Genomic DNA, 299 nt, shown 5'->3' on the forward strand with positions numbered 1-299 from the left:
CTCGGTGAGCGGATGCAAGAAGGAGTCGGCTCGCGTGCCATCATTTGGACGCACGCCTGGCACATGTTTCTCGCGCATCCATGGTTCGGCGGCGGTTGGGGCGATTACGCCTGGAACCAGTACTTGCAGACGGACGAACTCGGTCGTGCCGCGCTGGCTGTGAACGCGCACAACATTGTGCTGGACCTGTTGGCCAAGGTTGGCCTGCTTGGCTTGCTTGCTGTGGCGCTGCCGTCCGTCGGTTTCGTATGGCGTCTGCGAAAGCAGCCAATGACGCCCGCTTGGTCATTTCTGCTCTC

Annotated in this window: 1 protein-coding gene; it reads left to right on the plus strand. The window is 61.2% G+C overall.

All coding sequences use genetic code 11. The annotated features are described in order from the left end of the window. Positions 1 to 63: 63 nt before the first annotated feature. Positions 64 to 299: O-antigen ligase family protein (locus RVY79_RS18905; RefSeq protein ID WP_317466095.1), on the plus strand; the 236-nt coding region annotated here is incomplete at its 3' end.

Source organism: Chromohalobacter sp. HP20-39, assembly GCF_033052815.1.
GTDB lineage: Bacteria > Pseudomonadota > Gammaproteobacteria > Pseudomonadales > Halomonadaceae > Chromohalobacter.